The following is a 387-nucleotide window of genomic DNA, read 5'->3' on the forward strand; positions in this document are numbered from 1 at the left end:
AGCTGCGCGCCGACATCGCCGCGACCTGGCTCCTCACCAACGGCACCGGCACCGCCCCAGGGACCACAGCCCGAACAGCCGACGACGGGACCAACGGCGGACTTGCCGGCGGCAGCAACGGCGGACGTGCCGACGGCGGACTTGCCGGCGGCAGCAACGGCGGACGTGCCGACGGCGGACTTGCCGGCGGCGGGACGGGCGGGTGTGTGGTTGGGGGTGTTCCGGTGCCGCGGGCGCAGGTCCTGGTCACCGTGCCGGTCCTGTCGCTGCTGGGCCTCACGGACGAGCCGGCCGTCCTGGACGGGTACGGGCCGATCCCGCCGTCGATGGCCCGCCGCCTCGTCGCCGGCGGCGCGGGTTCCTTCTACCGGGTCCTGACCGATCCCC

At 75.5% G+C, this 387-nt stretch carries 1 pseudogene; it reads left to right on the plus strand.

Annotated elements, in window-relative coordinates:
* Window positions 1–387 (plus strand): annotated as a pseudogene (locus ABD243_RS11390) (HNH endonuclease signature motif containing protein); the annotation flags it as partial.

It is taken from the genome of Arthrobacter humicola (genome assembly GCF_039531445.1).
GTDB lineage: Bacteria > Actinomycetota > Actinomycetes > Actinomycetales > Micrococcaceae > Arthrobacter > Arthrobacter humicola.